Consider the following 16,686-nt stretch of genomic DNA (forward strand, 5'->3'; position numbering starts at 1 on the left):
CGCGACTCAGGTCGGTACGACCCTGGTCGTGATACAGAACGGGTGCCCGGCGGGGTCGAGTAGTACCCGCCATCGTGGATCGGGTTGCACCGGTGCGGGTTTCGCGCCGATGGCCAGCGCGTGCTGTTCGCACAGATCCAGATCGGCGTCGGCGGCGAGGTCCAGGTGCACGGCCGCGGTGCCCGGCCACACCGGCGGGACATAGTCTTCCACGCGTTGCGCGGCGATCGTCAGACCTGACGGGATCCGGATTCCGACGCTGTGCGCGTCGTTCCACAGGACCCGGCCACCGAGCAGCCCGAGGTAGAAGCGGGCGAGGGACTCCGGGTCGTCACAGTCCAGGGAAAGGCCGGCCAATTGAAAAGGCTCCGTCATCGGATCGACGCTACCGGGCCGGAACCGGTCCGAGATTGTTTTGCGCTAAAGACATTTGGGTATCCATCAGGGTCATTCGTTGTGTGATCGTCCAAGGTGGGGCATTCTGATTCCATTCGGAACGGGTCGGCGTGCGCTCGTGGCGGGCGCGTGGCTCGGTCCGATCGGCTTCGCCGGGCGACGCTCGGCCGAACTCTGCAGGACAGATGTTGTGCCGCTGCGGGATTCGACATTGCAAGCGACCGACCGGTCGGCACTCCGCATGACACTGGGGTCAACCCGCGTCACTCGATCCGTTGCCCGCCGAGCGGAATCAGAGGTTCCGTTCGTGGCGTGTCGAGTGACGCATTCCACACGTCAAGGGGACAGGCGATTCAGGGCAGCAGGCCGTGGCGCCGGGCCAGCGCGACCGCCTCGTGCCGGGTACCCGCGTCGAGCTTGGTCATCGCCTGCCGCAGGTAGCTCTTGACCGTCTCCGCGCCCAGCGACAACCGCAGTGCCACTTCCTGATTCGTGCAGCCGAGCGCGACCTGCGCGAGTACGTCCAGCTCCCGCCGCGACAGCCGCGGCGCCGCAGCACCGGGTTCGCCGGCCAGGACACCGGTCAGCCGGTCGCACACCCCGGACAGCCTGCCGCGCAGCGCGGCATCGCCGACGTCTGCCGCCAAAGCCCGCAGATCGGCGTGGATCTCGCGCAATTCCTCGGTGGCCGCCGCGCCGGTGGTGGGCGGGGGAGCGGCGAGCTCGAGCATCCGGACCCGGCGGTCGACCTCGTCGCGCACCGCGATCTCGCTCGCCAGCCGCCTGCCCGCCTGGACCAGTACGTCGGCGGTCCGGTCGCCCAGCGGGCCCACGCTGCGGGTGGCCGCGTAGAGCACCGCCCGCGTCCGGTCGGCCACCACGATCGGCACCGCCATCACCGACCGCAGCCCCTCGCCGACCACCGGACCGTCGTAGTGGTGGGTGATCGTGGACGCACCGCGATAGTCCGCGACCGCGGCGGGCCTGCGGTACTCCATCGCCTGGCCGCCGAGCCCGGAGGTCCGCAGCACCGACAGGCCGCGCATGCCGGTGGTCAGGGTGCCGACGAACTCGGTGAGCAGCAGGGTGTCGTCGTGTACCGGGCCGCCGAACACCACGGGGACATCGGCCCGGTGCGCCACCCAGCGGATCTCGGCGCGCAGAGCGTCGTCGTCGCGGGGGCGCAGCAGGGACGTGGCCTTCATCGGGTCACCCCTTTTCGGGGGTAGTGGGGTACGTGAGCTGTGCCACATTCTAGGGGAGACCCTGGCAGCAGGCCCAGGCGTTGGAGGAGAACTGCGATGAGTACCGACCTGGACGCGCGGGTGAGTGCCCTGCTCGACCACTACGACGGACCGGGGGCCTGCGCGGCCGAGCTGCTGTGCGACCGGCATCCGGCCGGGCAGGTTGCCGTCACGGTGGTCGAGTCCGATCTGAGCGCGCGCGAGCTCACCTACGGCGAGCTGCGCGAGGCCTCGCAGCGTTTCGCGGCCGCGCTGGCCGAGCTCGGGGTGGAGCCGGGGGACCGGGTGGCCACGTTGATGGCGAAGTCGGCCGAGCTGGTGGTGGCACTGCTGGGGATCTGGCGGCGCGGCGCGGTGCACGTGCCGCTGTTCACCGCCTTCGCCCCGCCCGCGGTCGAGTTCCGGCTCGACGCCGCCCGCGCGAAGGTCGTCGTCGCCGATGCCGATCAGGCCGCCAAGCTTGGCGACTCCGACCGGCACACGATCGTCGTGGGCGCCGGGGTTCCCGGCACCCTGGACTGGGGCACCCTGCTGGCCACGCACCGCGCCGATGATCCACGGGCGGAGGCGGCGGTGGTCGGCGGTGACGGTCTGCTGGTCCAGCTGTTCACCAGCGGCACCACCGGCACCCCGAAGGGCGTGCCGATCCCCGTCCGCGCGCTGGCCTCCTTCCACGCCTACCAGGAGTTCGCCCTGGACGTGCGCCCCGACGACGTCTACTGGAACGGCGCCGACCCGGGTTGGGCGTACGGCCTCTACTACGCGATCCTGGCGCCGCTGGCCTCGGGCGTGCGCACCCTGCTGCTGCACGCGGGCTTCTCCGCCCCGCTCACCCGGGCGGTGCTGCACCGCTTCGGCGTCACCAATTTCGCCGCCGCGCCCACGGTCTACCGGGCCCTGCGCGCCGACGACGAGCCCTTCGAGCCGGGTTTCGCGCTGCGGCGCGCGTCCTCGGCCGGGGAACCGCTCACCCCGGATGTCGTCACCTGGTCGCAGCGAGCCCTCGGCGTCGCCGTGCGCGACCACTACGGGCAGACCGAGCACGGGATGGTCATCTGCCACGCCTGGCATCCCGCACTCGATGTCCCGGCACCGCCCGGCTCGATGGGCAGGTCGCTGCCGGGCTGGTCGTGCGCGGTCCTGGCCGAGGACGCCGATCGGGAGGCCGCACCCGGCGAGATCGGCCGCGTCGCCATCGACACCGACCACAGCCCCCTCCTATGGTTTCTCGGCTACCTCGACGACCCCGAACGCACCGCGAGCCGCTTCACCGCCGACGGCCGCTGGTACCTCACCGGTGACGTGGGCGCCCGCGACACCGAGGGCTTCTTCCACTTCAGCTCCCGCGACGACGACGTGATCATCATGGCCGGCTACCGGATCGGCCCGTTCGAGATCGAGAGCGTGCTGGTCCTGCACGACGGGGTCGCCGAGGCCGCCGTGGTCGGCAGGCCGGACGAATTGCGCGGCGAGGTCGTCGAAGCGTTCGTGGTGCCGCGTCCCGGCGTCGCGGGTACTCCCGAACTGGCCGCCGAACTCCAGCAGCTGGTCAAGGACGAGTTCGCCGCCCACGCCTATCCGCGCCGGGTGCACTTCGTCGACAGCCTGCCCAAGACCCCCAGCGGCAAAGTGCAGCGATTCCTGCTGCGGAACGAGGAGATCCGGTGACCGACCTGTCCTACGCGTGCGGCGACGCCGACACGCCCCTGCTCGGCGACACCATCGGCGCGAACCTGGATCGCACCGTCGCCGCCCACCCCGGCAACGACGCGCTCGTCGACCGCCCGACCGGCCGCCGCTGGACCTACCGCGAACTCGGTGCCGCCGTCGACGCCGTCGCCACCGGCCTGGCCGCACTCGGCATCGCCCCCGGTGACCGGGTCGGCATCTGGGCGCCGAACTGCGCGGAGTGGTTCCTGGTCCAGTACGCGACCGCCAAGATCGGCGCGATCCTCGTCAACATCAATCCCGCCTATCGCACCAGCGAACTCGAGTACGTCCTCGGACAGGCCGGGGTGCGGCTGCTGATCGCGGCGCCGGAGTTCAAGACCTCCGACTACGTGTCGATGATCGTGCAGGTCCGGCCGAACTGCCCGGCCCTGGAACAGGTCCTGATCCTGGGCACACCGCAGTGGCAGGCGGTCGCCGCCACGGCCCCGGACCCCGCCCTGCTCGCCGAGATCGCGGCAGGACTCTCGGCCGACGACCCGATCAACATCCAATACACCTCGGGCACCACGGGATTCCCCAAGGGCGCGACCCTGAGTCACCACAACATCCTCAACAACGGCTACTTCGTCGGCGAACTGTGCGGCTACACCGCCGCCGACCGGGTGTGCGTGCCGGTGCCCTACTACCACTGCTTCGGCATGGTCATGGGCAATCTGGCGGCCACCTCGCACGGTGCGGCGGTGGTGATCCCGGCGCCGTCCTTCGATCCGGCCGCCACGCTGGACGCGGTCGCCGCCGAGCGGTGCACCTCGCTCTACGGCGTGCCGACCATGTTCATCGCCATGCTGGCCGAACTCGACTCCGGTGCCGCGCCGGATCTGTCGAGCCTGCGCACCGGGATCATGGCGGGCTCGCCGTGCCCGGTGGAGGTGATGAAGCGGGTCATCGACCGGATGGGCATGGCCGAGGTCGCCATCTGTTATGGCATGACCGAGACGTCCCCGGTGTCCACCCAGACCCGCCGCGACGACAGCATCGATCGCCGCACCGCCACCGTAGGCCGGGTCGGCCCGCACCTGGAGGTGAAGGTGGTCGACCCGGCCAGCGGCCGCACCCTGCGACGCGGTGAGCCGGGCGAGCTGTGCACGCGCGGCTATTCGGTGATGCTGGGTTACTGGGAGCAGCCCGACCAGACCGCCGAGGCGATCGACGCGGCCCGCTGGATGCACACCGGCGACATCGGCGTCATGGACGACGAGGGCTACCTCTCGGTCACCGGCCGGATCAAGGACATGGTGATCCGCGGCGGCGAGAACATCTATCCCCGCGAGATCGAGGAATTCCTCTACACCCACCCCGACATCCTCGACGCCCAGGTCATCGGGGTGCCCGACGCGAAGTACGGCGAGGAGCTCATGGTCTGGCTGCGGCTGCGCGAGGGCGCGGCCGTGCTCGACGCGGCGGCCCTGCGCGACTTCTGCGCGGGCAAGCTCGCGCACTACAAGATCCCGCGCTATGTGCACGTGGTCGAGGAGTTCCCGATGACGGTCACCGGCAAGATCCGCAAGGCCGAGATGCGGGAGCTGGCCAGGCAATTGCTCGGCTGAATCCGCTTCCCGGACAGCGCCGTCGGGCCCCGGCGCGGTCACCGGTTTGTTATGGTGACCGCGGCCGTGGGGGTGACGATCACCGCCGGGGAAGTAGATTCCGCTTGGGGGACAAGGTGATTCGTCGGACGATCGTGCTGGCGGCGGCAGTCGCCGCGCTGGTGACGAGCAGCGTCGGCGCGGGTACCGCCGGACCGGGCACGGTGACGGTGCTGCCGAGCCCCACCGGTGACCTGCCGGTGGGCACGACGACGCTGCACCTGGTCGACACCGCGCGCCCCGACCCGTTCGACCCCGGCAGCAGCGCCAGGGAACTGATGGTCTCGGTCTTCTACCCGGCGACCGGCGCCGACCGTTACCCGCGGGCGCACTACGCCTCGACCGAGCTGCTCCCCACGCTGGAACAGAAGCTGGGCGCCGAGCTGCCGGGCGTGCTGACCCACGCGCACCGTGACGCCCCCGCCCGGACCGGCAGCACCTATCCCGTCGTGCTGTACACCCCGGGCGCCGGTGTCTCCCGAATCCTCGGCACCGGCCTGGCCGAAGACCTCGCCTCGCGCGGCTACGTCGTGGTGACCGTGGACCACACCTACGAGGCCGGTCCGGCCGTCGAATTCCCCGGCGGCCGGATCGTGCGTCCCGCGGTGGCCCCCAACGGCTTCGACCCCGAGATCCGGCAGAAGTACATCGCGACCCGGTTGGCGGACTTCGCCTTCCTGCTCGACACCCTCGGCGGTCTCGCCACCGGAACCGATCCCGACGCCGAGCAGGACCCGTTGCCCGCCGGGCTAGGCGAGGTCCTCGACCTGGAGCGGGTGGGAACCGTCGGCCACTCCTCCGGCGGCTACACCGCGGTGGAGGCCATGCACGAGGACCGGCGCATCGACGCCGCGGTCGACCTGGACGGTCAGCTCGGGGTCGACGAGGACTTCGGGCGCGCGGTGACCGAGGGCATCGACCGGCCCACCCTGGTGCTGACCAGCGCGCAGATCGAGCAGGTCGGTGACGCCAACCCCTCCCTCGACGCGTTCTGGCAGCACGCCACCGGCTGGAAACGGCATCTGTCCGTTGCGGATTCGGCGCACTACGACTTCACCGACCTGCCCGCGCTGATCCCGTCCGCCGCCCGGCCGCTGGCCGCCAGCTATGTCGGCGCCATCGACCCCGACCGGATGGCCGCGCTGGTGCGCACCTATGTCGCGGCCATGTTCGACAAGTTCCTGCGCGGACGCGCCGACACCGTCCTGGATCGCCCGATCACCGATCCCGAGATCACGACGGTCCGCTGACCTGGGCATCCGCCGGGTGTCGGTCCGGAGCTGTAGTCTCTGCGGTCGTGACGACAGCGCCCGAGACTGAAAGCACGACCACCCTGGCCAGCGTGGGCAGGCGGATCGCGGACGAACTGGGGGTGCGCGAGACCCAGGTCCGCGCCGCCGTCGAACTGCTCGACGGCGGTTCGACGGTTCCGTTCATCGCGCGCTACCGCAAGGAGGTCACCGGCGGCCTCGACGACGCCCAGTTGCGTCAGCTCGACGAACGTCTCGGCTATCTGCGCGAACTCGACGAGCGCCGCGGCGCGATCATCGAATCCATCCGGGGCCAGGGCAAACTCGACCCGGCCCTGCACACCCAGATCATGCTCGCCGAGACCAAAGCCCGCCTCGAAGACATCTACCTGCCCTACAAGCCCAAGCGCCGCACCAAGGCCCAGATCGCCCGCGAGGCAGGCCACGAGCCCGTCGCCGACGCGCTGATCGGCGACCCCACCACCGACCCCGCCGGCTACACCGCCGAACAGCTCGAGGGCGCCCGCGCGATCCTGGTGGAGCGCTTCGCCGAAGACGCCGACCTCGTCGGTGAACTGCGCGAACTCATGTGGAACCGCGGTCAGGTCACCTCGACGGTGCGCGCGGGCAAGGAGGAGGCGGGCGCCAAGTTCGCCGACTACTTCGAGTTCAGCGAGCCCTTCCACAAGCTGCCCTCGCACCGCATCCTGGCGCTGCTGCGCGGTGAGAAGGAAGAGGTGCTCACCCTGCACCTCGAACCCGACACCGAGGAGCCCGCGCCCGGCGAACGCACGATCTACGAGGGCCGCATCGCGGTCGCCTTCGGCATCGCCGACCAGGGCCGCCCGGCCGATTCCTGGCTGCTCGATACGGTGCGCTGGGCCTGGCGTACGAAGCTGCAGGTCAGCCTGGGGATCGACACCAGGATGCGGCTGCGTCAGGCCGCGGAGAAGGACGCGGTCGACGTGTTCGCCGCCAACCTGCGCGACCTGCTGCTGGCCGCCCCCGCGGGCACCCGCACCACCATGGGCCTGGACCCCGGCTACCGCACCGGTGTGAAGGTCGCCGTCGTCGACGCCACCGGCAAGGCCGTCGCGACCGAGGTCATCTACCCGCACAAGCCGCAGGGGCAGACCGAGAAGTCCCTGGCCGTGCTGGCCGCCCTGGTGGCCCGCTTCGGCGTGGAGCTCATCGCCATCGGCAACGGCACCGCCTCGCGCGAGACCGACGCCCTGGCCACCGAACTCATCTCCCGCATCCCCGAGAACAAGCCCACCAAGATCGTGGTCTCGGAGGCGGGCGCGTCGGTGTACTCGGCCTCGGCCTACGCCTCGGCCGAACTGCCCGACATGGACGTCTCGCTGCGCGGCGCGGTCTCCATCGCCCGCCGTCTCCAGGACCCCCTCGCCGAGCTGGTCAAGATCGATCCCAAGTCGATCGGTGTCGGCCAGTACCAGCACGACGTGTCCGAGACGCTGCTGGCCCGCTCGCTGGGCGCGGTCGTCGAGGACGCGGTGAACGCGGTCGGTGTCGACGTGAACACCGCCTCGGTGCCGCTGCTCTCGCGGGTGTCGGGCGTGTCCGGGTCGGTCGCGGAGAGCATCGTCGCCCACCGCGACCAGAACGGTCCCTTCCGCAGCCGCACCGCGCTGCTCGAGGTACCCCGCCTCGGCCCCAAGGCCTTCGAACAGTGCGCGGGCTTCCTGCGCATCCGCGGCGGCGAAGACCCCCTCGACACCTCCGCCGTGCACCCCGAGGCCTACCCGGTGGTGCGCCGCATCCTCGAGACCACCGGCAGGCCGATCGCCGAGATCATCGGTAACACCGGCGCCCTGCGCGCGCTGAAACCGGCCGAGTTCACCGACGAGAAATTCGGTGTGCCCACCGTCAGCGACATCATCGCCGAACTGGAGAAGCCCGGCCGCGACCCGCGCCCGGAGTTCAAGACCGCCGAGTTCGCCGCGGGCATCGAGAAGGTGGCCGACCTGAAGCCGGGCATGGTGCTCGAGGGCGTGGTCACCAATGTGGCCGCCTTCGGCGCGTTCGTCGACGTGGGCGTGCACCAGGACGGGCTCGTGCACGTCTCGGCGCTGTCGCACTCCTTCGTCAAGGACCCGCGCGAGGTGGTCAAGTCCGGCGACGTGGTCAAGGTGAAGGTCCTCGAGGTCGACGTCGCCCGCCAGCGCATCGGTTTGACACTGCGCCTCGATGACGAGCCCGGCAAGCCCGCGCAGGGGGACAATCGGAATGGCGGCGCACCGCGCGGCCAGAACCGTGGCCAGGGCCGTCCTCAGGGCGCCGGTCGCGGCCAGGGCGGTGACCGCGGGCAGGCACAGGGCCGTGGCCAGAGTCAGGGTCGCGGCGGCAACCAGCGCAAGCCCGCGGCGGCGCCGAGCGGCTCGATGGCCGACGCCCTGCGGCGAGCGGGGTTCGGTCAGTAGCACGACGACAGGGCGGGCGGCATGCGACGGTGGCTCGAAGACGACGTGATCGCGCACGGCCGCCTGCCCCTGCTGTGCTTCCTGCTGGGTTTCATCCTCGGCTTCGTGGTCATCCGGATCAGCGTGCGGCTGATCCGGGCGCAGGTGCGCTGGTGGCCGGGCAATGTCAAAGCCGGTGACACCCACATCCACCACGTGGTGTTCGGCGTGATCACCGTGCTGCTGTCGGGTATCGGCCTGATCGCGACCGCCGAGGACTCCACCCAGGTCACCTCCAGCGTGCTCGCCGCCCTGTTCGGTATCGGCGCCGCGCTGGTCCTCGACGAGTTCGCGCTGATCTTCTACCTGCGCGACGTCTACTGGTCCGAACAGGGCCGTACCTCGGTCGACGCGGTCTTCGTCGCGGTCGCGGTGACCGGCCTGCTGCTGCTGGGCGTGCAGCCCGACACCTTCCTCGACTACGACGACTTCCGGCAGTCACGCGGCCTGTGGGTGCGCACCGGCCTGGCGATATCGCTGCTGTTCAATCTGCTCCTGGCCGCGGTGGTGATCGCCAAGGGCAAGATCTGGACCGGCCTGTTCGGCATGTTCTTCGCACCGCTGCTGCTGGTCGGCGCGATCCGGCTGAGCCGACCCGGCGCGCCGTGGGCCCGCTGGCGCTACGGCAACCGGCCCAAGACGATGAACCGGGCCGTCGCCAGGGAACGCCGCTACCGCCGCCCGGTCATCCGCGCGAAGATCTTCATCCAGGACCTCATCGCCGGTAAACCCGACATCGAGCACGCGCGCACCGCCGCCGAAGTCGAGCTGAGCCGCAAGGTGGTCCCGGCGCCGCCCGCACCGCCGCCACACCCGCATCTGCCGCGCCGCCGCGTCGACAAGCCCGGTGAGCACGCCGCGAGCGAGTGAGCCACGCCGCCCGATTTCGGCGGCGGCCGCCTGGTCTGGCACAATGAACCGGTTGCCTTGGGCGAGTCATGTCCGAGAGCACTCCTGTACTGAGCACGAACCGGTCGCGCACGTCAGTGCCGCCAGGTTCCTCTGTTCGCGCGAAGAATCCGAAAAGGTGGAAAATGAACACCCTTGATTTCGTCGACGAGAAGTCGCTGCGCAGCGATGTCCCCGACTTCCGTCCGGGCGACACCCTGAACGTGCACGTGAAGGTCATCGAAGGCTCGAAGGAGCGCATCCAGGTCTTCAAGGGCGTCGTGATCCGGCGTCAGGGCGGCGGCATCGGCGAGACCTTCACGGTCCGCAAGGTGTCCTTCGGTGTGGGTGTCGAGCGCACCTTCCCCGTGCACAGCCCCAACATCGACCACATCGATGTCGTGACCCGCGGTGACGTGCGTCGCGCCAAGCTGTACTACCTGCGCGATCTGCGCGGCAAGGCCGCCAAGATCAAGGAAAAGCGCTGATCTTGCGGTAGCTCTTGGGAGCCCGGAAATTTCGAGTAGCCCGGCGCTCCGACTTCGGTCGGGGCGCCGGGCTACTCTGTTCGGCGTGGCAGACGAAAGTGGGTCGGTGTCCGATTCGGGTGACGAAGGCGGACGGCGCAGGAGCAAACGCGGCGACAAGAAGCAACGCCCGTTCTGGCAGGAACTGCCGATACTGATCGTGATCGCGGCGGTGATCGCCGCGCTGATGGTCACCTTCGTCGGGCGGCCCTACGTGATCCCGTCGCAGTCGATGGAGAACACGCTGCTGATCGGCGACCGCATCTACGTGCAGAAGATCAGCTACTACGGCTCCGAGCCCGGACCCGGCGATGTCGTCGTGTTCGTCGGCCCGCCGTCGTGGAACGGGCACTACAAGTCCATCCGCTCCGACAATGCCGTGGTCCGCGGCGTGCAGAACTTCCTGTCCTACTTCGGGCTGGTCCCGCCCGACGAGAACGACCTGGTCAAGCGGGTCATCGCGGTCGGCGGGCAGACGGTGCAGTGTTGCGACCCGCAGGGCAGGGTGATGGTCGACGGCAAACCCCTCGACGAGCCCTACATCAAGAAGGACTATCCCTGGTACACCGACCGCCCCAACGCCGTCTACCCGGCGGGCCGGGTGTTCGGGCCGGTGAAGGTCCCCGAGGGGCACCTGTGGGTGATGGGCGACAACCGCAACGAATCGGCCGATTCGCGCGCCCATGTCAGCGACGACCTGCAGGGCACGGTGCCGGTGGACAATGTGCGCGGCAAGACCGTGTTCAAGATCTGGCCGCCGAGCCGGATCGGCCCGGTGCGCACGCAGAACGCGCAGGAAAACTGAGACGACGAGGACAATCGAACTGTGGGGCAGGATCGGACCGGCTGGCCGCCGCGGGTGGTGATGCGCCGCGCGGGCGGGCTGCGCACGCTGGAGGCGGCGCTCATCCGTAGCGGCCTCGGGCCGGTGGCCGGCGTCGACGAGGCGGGGCGCGGGCCGTGTGCGGGACCGCTGGTCATCGCCGCGTGCCTGCTGGCGCCCAAGGCCTACGACAAGCTGTCCGGGCTCGACGACTCCAAGAAACTCACCGAGGCGGCCCGTGAGGAGCTGTTTCCGGTGGTGCAGCGCCTGGCGCTGGCCTGGAGCGTGGTGGTGGTCCCGGCGTGGGAGATCGACTCGATCGGCATCCACGTCGCCAATATCGAGGGCATGCGCCGGGCCGTGGCCGGGCTCGGGCACACCCCGGGCTACATCCTCACCGACGGCTTCAAGGTCCCCGGCCTGCCCGCGCCGTCGCTGCCGGTCATCGGCGGCGACGGCACGGCGGCCTGTATCGCGGCGGCGAGCATCCTGGCCAAGGTCACCAGGGACCGGATGATGGTGGAGCTCGACGGGCAGCTGCCCGGCTACGGCTTCGCCGCCCACAAGGGCTACAACACGCCCGAACACACCGCCGCTCTGCGGCAGCTCGGACCGAGTACCGAACACCGCCGGTCCTGGCGCAATGTGCGCGAGCTCGACGTGCCGGGCGGTAGCCGAGTGGCTACCCGCGCGGCCCATGCGCGATGATGTGAGTCAATGTACGCGGCGCTGCTAGCAGGAGGACGTCCCACCCGATGAGTGCTGAGGATCTCGAGAAGTACGAAACCGAGATGGAGCTGTCGTTGTACCGCGAGTACAAGGACATCGTCGGCCAGTTCTCGTACGTGGTGGAGACCGAACGCCGCTTCTACCTGGCCAATTCCGTCGAGCTACGGCCGCAGAACGCCGACGGCGAGGTCTACTTCGAAGTGCGGATGAGCGATGCCTGGGTCTGGGACATGTACCGCCCCGCCCGCTTCGTCAAGCACGTCCGGGTGATCACGTTCAAGGATGTGAACATCGAGGAACTGGAGAAGCCCGACCTGCGCCTGCCGGAGTAGTCCACAGGCGAGAAGTTCTCCACAGGTTTTCTGTTTCCCCAGGTCGGCCCGGCGGTGCCGCCGCGGTGGCGCGGCATCGTCGGCGGGGTGGGAAGCAAACAGGCGCTCGGCGCATACGGGGAGAAGCTGGCGGCGCAGTATCTGCGTGAAGCCGGCATGGAGATCATCGCGCGCAACTGGCGGTGCCGGTACGGGGAACTGGACCTGATCGTCCAGGACCCGTCGGTGACCGCGTTCGTCGAGGTGAAGACACGGTCGGGGCTGGGGTTCGGCACCCCGGCCGAGTCGGTCACCTTCAGCAAACAGCAGCGGATCCGGCGGCTGGCCCTGCTGTGGCTGGCCGAGCAGGAAGGCCCGTGGCGGCGGATCCGGTTCGACGTGGTCTCGGTGCTGCTGCCGCGCGGCAGCACACCGGTCATCGACCATCTGACGGCGGCGTTCTGATGGCGCTCGGACGGGCGCTGTCGGTGGCGGTCACCGGGGTCGACGGGCAGATCGTGGAGATCGAGGCCGATATCGGCCAGGGGTTGCCGTCGGTGAATCTGGTCGGCCTGCCCGACACGGCATTGCAGGAGTCGCGCAACCGCGTGCGCTCGGCGGTCGCCAACACCGGTGAGAAATGGCCGGACGGGCGGGTCATCCTGGCGCTGTCCCCGGCGACGCTGCCGAAAGTGGGCAGCGTCTACGACCTCGCCCTCGCCGTCTCGGTGCTCGACGCGTCCGGGGCGGTGCCGGGGGAACGACTCGTCAAGACCGTCCTGCTCGGGGAACTGGCACTCGACGGCCGGGTGCGCCGGGTGCGCGGAGTGCTGCCCGCGGTGATCGCGGCCCGCAATGCGGGCGTGCCCACCGTGGTGGTGCCCGCGGAGGCGGTAGCCGAGGCCGGTCTGGTCGAAGGGATCGAGGTACTCGGCGCGCGGAGCCTGCGGACGGTGGTCGCCTGGCTGCGTGGCGAAGGGCAACTGCTGGAACCCGACGGCACGGTGCCCGGAGCGCAGGTGCCGTGCGGTGATCTCAGCGATGTGGTCGGTCAGGACGAAGCACGCTGGGCACTCGAGGTGGCCGCCGCGGGTGGACACCACCTGCTGCTCACCGGTCCGCCCGGCATCGGCAAAACCATGTTGGCGCAACGGCTCCCCAGCCTGCTGCCACCGCTGTCGGAGGCGGAGTCGCTCGAGGTCACCGCGATCCATTCGATGGCGGGCTCGCTCTCGGCCGAACAACCGCTGCTGACGCTGGCCCCGTTCGTCGCCCCGCACCACTCCACGTCGGTGACCGCCATGATCGGTGGTGGTTCCGGCATGGCCAGGCCGGGCGCGGTCAGCCGCGCACACCGTGGCGTGCTGTTCCTCGACGAATGCGCCGAAATCGGCACCAAGGTCCTCGAAGCCCTGCGCACCCCGCTCGAGGAAGGCGAGGTCCGCATCGCCCGCCGCGACGGCGTCGCCCGCTACCCGGCCCGCTTCCAGCTCGTCCTGGCCGCCAACCCGTGCCCCTGCGCCCCCGCCCGCGATGTCGACTGCATCTGCGCTCCGCTGGCACGCCGCCGCTACCTGGGCAAACTGTCGGGTCCACTGCTGGACCGCATCGATATCTGGGTCCAGATGCACGGTCAGGCCGGCGCGACCTTCGGCGACCAGAACAGCGAGACCAGCGCGACGGTCGCGGCCAGGGTCGCCGCGGCCCGAGCCCGCGCCCTGGACCGCTGGAGCGAGGACGGCTGGACCACCAATGCCGAAGTCCCCGGCCACATCCTGCGCCAGCGCTTCCGCCTACCCCGCGAATCCATCGCCCCGATCGAAACAGCCCTGCGCCTGGGCCGGATGTCGGCGCGCGGCGCCGACCGCGCCATCCGCGTGGCGTGGACGGTATGCGACTTGCGCGGGGGCGAGGTGCCGACGGTCCAGGACGTGTTGTCGTCGTTGAACTTCCGGCAGCGGGGTGCGCAGTGACGGTCGTCTGTGTGGGGACCGGGTGTCGAGAGCGGGGTGTGCGGTGACCGGGGTGGAGCGGAGTGCGGAGGACGTGGAGGAGGCCCGGCTCGCGTGGGTGTATCTGTCACGGGTGGTCCAGGGGCCGTGTGCGCCGCTGTCGGCACTGATCGGCTCGGTGGGGGTGCGGGAGGCGGCGCGCGCGGTGCGGGAGTACGAGCTGCCCGACGCGCTGCGGGGGCCGGTGGCCGCGCGGCGCGAGATCGACATGGCTACAGCGGATCTCGAGACCATGATGCGGCTCGGTGGCCGTGTCATCACTCCGGACGATCCCGAATGGCCCGGTTGGCGCATGCTCGGGCTGAACCAGCTCGATACCGAACGTGATCGCGACGGGGCAGTTCCGCTGGTGCTGTGGGCGAGAGGCCCGCTGTCGCTACAGGCGGCCTCCGAACGTGCTGTCGCCGTGGTCGGTTCGCGATGCAGCAGCGGGTACGGGGTACAGGTGGCCAACGAGATCTCGTCCGACCTGGCGTGCCGGGGCTGGACGATCGTGTCCGGCGCCGCCTTCGGGATCGACGCCGCCGCCCACCGCGCCGCCCTGGCGGTCGGTGGTGCGACCGTCGCGGTCCTCGCCTGCGGTGTCGACCGCCCGTATCCCGCCCAACACGACCGTCTGATCGCCGCCATCGCCGACACGGGCCTGGTCCTGAGCGAATACCCACCGGGGACCAGCGCCCAGAAACACCGCTTCCTGGCCCGCAACCGGCTCATCGCCACTCTGGGTGACGGCGTTCTGGTAGTCGAGGCAGGACTGCGCAGCGGGGCCCGCAACACCGTCAAGTGGGCCCGCCGCCTGGGCCGCCCCGCCATGGCCGTACCCGGCCCCGTCGGCTCGGCCGCGTCGGTGGGCTGCCACCGCATGATCCGGGAAGGAGAAGCCCTGCTGGTCACCCGGGCCGAGGACGTCATCGACGAAGCCGGCCCCCTGCGTCTGCCTGTCGGCGATCACGCCGTGGACCCCGCCGCTCACCTGCGCGGTGCCGAGGCCGAGGTCTACGCCGCCCTTCCCGCCGTCGGCTCCCGCCTTCCCCGCGACCTCGCCCTCCAATCCGGTCTGGACCTGGCCACCGTCCGTGCCGTCCTCGTCGGCCTCGAACTCGCCGACCTGGTCGGCTGCGACTCCGACGGCTGGTTCCGTACCGCCACCGAACGCAAGACATGAGATCAGTCCTGCCTGATTCGGTGACGTGTGGCAACGGATCGGGCGGATACCGTTGTGCACCATGGGTTCCGAACTCGTCGCAACCGCCGATGCAGTTCCTCGCAAGCGAGTCGGGTCCGGCGTATTGTTCGTCGATGGGCACGACCGAGTACTGCTGGTCGAGCCCACGTACAAGGACTACTGAGAGTTGCCGGGCGGGCTGGTCGAAGCGAATGAAGCTCCGCGCGCGGCGGCTGTTCGGGAGATCGAGGAGGAACTGGCCCTGCGTGTGCCGATCGGCCGACTGCTGGTGGTCGACTGGGTTCCGCCGGGGCTCGGTCCCGGGGACGGCGTGATGTTCGTCTACGACGGCGGGGTGCTCGATGCTGATCAGACGGCGGGTATCACCCTTCCCGAAGCGGAACTGCGGAGTTGGGCGTGGTGCGATGGGCGCGCGGTGGCGGAGCGACTGCCGGGGGTGCTCGCTCGCCGGGTGGACGCCGCTGTTCGAGCTCGGCGTGCTGGCGCGGCGGTCTATCTGGAGGACGGATTTCCCTCGGTGTGACCAGGAGTCGGCAGTCGGCGTGGTGGGTTGCGCAGGGGAGGGGGAAGGGTGACGGTGGGGGGATGGATGTGTTGCCGGAGGACCTGGACGCGTTGGTGACGGAGTTCGGGCGGCATCTGCGGTTGGGGCGGAATCGGTCGGCACACACGGTCCGGGCCTATGTCGGAGACGTGCGCTCACTGCTCGAGCACCTGTACGCGCGGTCGGTGGATTCGGCGGTGCGCGAGCTGGATCTGGCTTTGCTGCGGTCGTGGCTGGCCGAACTCGCCGCGGGCGGAGCGGCCCGGACGACACTGTCCCGGCGCGCCTCGGCGGCACGGACTTTCACGGCATGGCTGACCGAAACGGGTCGGCTGGACATCGACCCCGGGCTGCGGTTGCAAGCGCCGAAGGCAAATCGGGTGCTGCCCGCGGTGCTGGGGCGTGGACAGGCCGTGGAGGCGATGGAAGCGGCGGAATCCGGGGCAGCGCAACAGGATCCGATGGCATTGCGGGACCGGCTCATCGTGGAGTTGCTGTACGCCACCGGCATCCGGGTCAGCGAGCTGTGCGGACTGGACATCGAGGACATCGACCGTGAACGCCGACTCGTCCGGGTGCTCGGCAAAGGGAACAAGGAGCGATCGGTGCCCTTCGGTACCCCGGCGGACACCGCGCTGGACACCTGGCTGCGCGCCGGGCGCCCGTCGCTGGCCAACGACCGATCGGGACGCGCGCTACTGCTCGGCCAGCGCGGTCGCCGCCTCGACCAGCGCCAGGCCCGCACCGTCGTCCACGACGTCGTCGCGGCTATCCCCGGCGCCCCCGACCTGGGCCCCCACGGCCTCCGGCACACCGCCGCCACCCACCTGCTCGAGGGCGGCGCCGACCTCCGCGTCGTCCAGGAACTGCTCGGCCACGCCAGCATGGCCACCACCCAGCTCTACACCCACGTCTCCGTCGAACGCCTCAAACAAGTCCACGACCAGGCCCACCCCCGCGCCTGAACACCTCCGCTCCG

At 70.2% G+C, this 16,686-nt stretch carries 16 protein-coding genes; 14 read left to right on the top strand and 2 right to left on the bottom strand.

The genetic code is table 11. The annotated features are described in order from the left end of the window. Nucleotides 1–6: 6 nt before the first annotated feature. The gene (locus ACWEMY_RS08300; RefSeq protein ID WP_375929255.1) at nucleotides 7–375 is read right to left on the bottom strand and encodes a VOC family protein; all 369 of its coding nucleotides are present in this window, start codon (nucleotides 373–375) and stop codon (nucleotides 7–9) included. A 374-nt stretch (nucleotides 376–749) separates the two neighbouring features. Continuing rightward, on the bottom strand, nucleotides 750–1,601 hold the full coding sequence (locus ACWEMY_RS08305) for a LuxR C-terminal-related transcriptional regulator (RefSeq protein WP_452389425.1): 852 nt from the start codon (nucleotides 1,599–1,601) through the stop codon (nucleotides 750–752). A gap of 96 nt (nucleotides 1,602–1,697) precedes the next feature. Between ACWEMY_RS08305 and ACWEMY_RS08310 the strand changes: the two genes are divergently transcribed. The 14 genes from ACWEMY_RS08310 (at nucleotide 1,698) to ACWEMY_RS08375 (ending at nucleotide 16,672) form a co-directional block, all read left to right on the top strand. After that, nucleotides 1,698–3,308, top strand: coding sequence for an AMP-binding protein (locus ACWEMY_RS08310; RefSeq protein WP_452389426.1), 1,611 nt, complete (start codon nucleotides 1,698–1,700; stop codon nucleotides 3,306–3,308). Further along, nucleotides 3,305–4,918 (top strand): AMP-binding protein, encoded by a 1,614-nt coding sequence (locus ACWEMY_RS08315; RefSeq protein ID WP_452389427.1) that lies wholly within the window; start codon nucleotides 3,305–3,307, stop codon nucleotides 4,916–4,918. Before ACWEMY_RS08310 ends, ACWEMY_RS08315 begins: the two co-directional genes overlap by 4 nt. 116 nt (nucleotides 4,919–5,034) lie before the next feature. Continuing rightward, nucleotides 5,035–6,207, top strand: a complete 1,173-nt coding sequence (locus tag ACWEMY_RS08320; RefSeq protein ID WP_452389428.1) for an alpha/beta hydrolase family protein — start codon at nucleotides 5,035–5,037, stop codon at nucleotides 6,205–6,207. A 47-nt stretch (nucleotides 6,208–6,254) separates the two neighbouring features. After that, nucleotides 6,255–8,648 (top strand): Tex family protein, encoded by a 2,394-nt coding sequence (locus ACWEMY_RS08325; protein ID WP_452389429.1) that lies wholly within the window; start codon nucleotides 6,255–6,257, stop codon nucleotides 8,646–8,648. Nucleotides 8,649–8,669: 21 nt separating this feature from the next. Beyond that, complete coding sequence (locus ACWEMY_RS08330; RefSeq protein WP_452389430.1) at nucleotides 8,670–9,557, top strand: hypothetical protein; 888 nt, start codon at nucleotides 8,670–8,672, stop codon at nucleotides 9,555–9,557. 164 nt (nucleotides 9,558–9,721) lie between these two features. Then, nucleotides 9,722–10,063, top strand: coding sequence for a 50S ribosomal protein L19 (gene rplS, locus ACWEMY_RS08335; RefSeq protein WP_019048201.1), 342 nt, complete (start codon nucleotides 9,722–9,724; stop codon nucleotides 10,061–10,063). An 85-nt stretch (nucleotides 10,064–10,148) separates the two neighbouring features. Beyond that, a complete protein-coding gene (lepB, locus tag ACWEMY_RS08340) occupies nucleotides 10,149–10,907 on the top strand; it encodes a signal peptidase I (protein ID WP_452389431.1) in 759 nt (252 codons plus the stop codon). A gap of 21 nt (nucleotides 10,908–10,928) precedes the next feature. Beyond that, nucleotides 10,929–11,633: a ribonuclease HII gene (locus ACWEMY_RS08345; RefSeq protein WP_375929248.1), complete on the top strand. Its 705-nt coding sequence runs from the start codon at nucleotides 10,929–10,931 to the stop codon at nucleotides 11,631–11,633. A gap of 47 nt (nucleotides 11,634–11,680) precedes the next feature. Next, nucleotides 11,681–11,986: a DUF2469 domain-containing protein gene (locus tag ACWEMY_RS08350; RefSeq protein WP_011210678.1), complete on the top strand. Its 306-nt coding sequence runs from the start codon at nucleotides 11,681–11,683 to the stop codon at nucleotides 11,984–11,986. An 87-nt stretch (nucleotides 11,987–12,073) separates the two neighbouring features. Next, nucleotides 12,074–12,430, top strand: a complete 357-nt coding sequence (locus ACWEMY_RS08355; RefSeq protein WP_375929247.1) for a YraN family protein — start codon at nucleotides 12,074–12,076, stop codon at nucleotides 12,428–12,430. Next, on the top strand, nucleotides 12,430–13,938 hold the full coding sequence (locus tag ACWEMY_RS08360; RefSeq protein ID WP_452389432.1) for a YifB family Mg chelatase-like AAA ATPase: 1,509 nt from the start codon (nucleotides 12,430–12,432) through the stop codon (nucleotides 13,936–13,938). The genes ACWEMY_RS08355 and ACWEMY_RS08360 overlap by 1 nt, the downstream gene beginning before the upstream one ends. Before the next feature lie 52 nt (nucleotides 13,939–13,990). Then, nucleotides 13,991–15,142 (top strand): DNA-processing protein DprA, encoded by a 1,152-nt coding sequence (gene dprA, locus ACWEMY_RS08365; RefSeq protein ID WP_452389433.1) that lies wholly within the window; start codon nucleotides 13,991–13,993, stop codon nucleotides 15,140–15,142. Nucleotides 15,143–15,329: 187 nt separating this feature from the next. Then, nucleotides 15,330–15,686 carry an NUDIX domain-containing protein gene (locus ACWEMY_RS08370; protein WP_452389434.1) on the top strand — a complete coding sequence of 119 codons (357 nt, stop codon included), beginning with the start codon at nucleotides 15,330–15,332 and terminating at the stop codon, nucleotides 15,684–15,686. A gap of 62 nt (nucleotides 15,687–15,748) precedes the next feature. Further along, nucleotides 15,749–16,672, top strand: a complete 924-nt coding sequence (locus ACWEMY_RS08375; RefSeq protein ID WP_452389435.1) for a tyrosine recombinase XerC — start codon at nucleotides 15,749–15,751, stop codon at nucleotides 16,670–16,672. Nucleotides 16,673–16,686: the final 14 nt, after the last annotated feature.

It is taken from the genome of Nocardia sp. NPDC004415 (genome assembly GCF_053602435.1).

Coding starts and splice junctions, on each gene's coding strand:
- ACWEMY_RS08360 (WP_452389432.1), top strand. CDS start 12,430: ATGGCGCTCGGACGGGCGCTGTCGGTGGCGGTCACCGGGGTCGACGGG.
- ACWEMY_RS08375 (WP_452389435.1), top strand. CDS start 15,749: ATGGATGTGTTGCCGGAGGACCTGGACGCGTTGGTGACGGAGTTCGGG.
- ACWEMY_RS08310 (WP_452389426.1), top strand. CDS start 1,698: ATGAGTACCGACCTGGACGCGCGGGTGAGTGCCCTGCTCGACCACTAC.
- ACWEMY_RS08300 (WP_375929255.1), bottom strand. CDS start 375: ATGACGGAGCCTTTTCAATTGGCCGGCCTTTCCCTGGACTGTGACGAC.
- ACWEMY_RS08305 (WP_452389425.1), bottom strand. CDS start 1,601: ATGAAGGCCACGTCCCTGCTGCGCCCCCGCGACGACGACGCTCTGCGC.
- ACWEMY_RS08330 (WP_452389430.1), top strand. CDS start 8,670: ATGCGACGGTGGCTCGAAGACGACGTGATCGCGCACGGCCGCCTGCCC.
- ACWEMY_RS08350 (WP_011210678.1), top strand. CDS start 11,681: ATGAGTGCTGAGGATCTCGAGAAGTACGAAACCGAGATGGAGCTGTCG.
- rplS (WP_019048201.1), top strand. CDS start 9,722: ATGAACACCCTTGATTTCGTCGACGAGAAGTCGCTGCGCAGCGATGTC.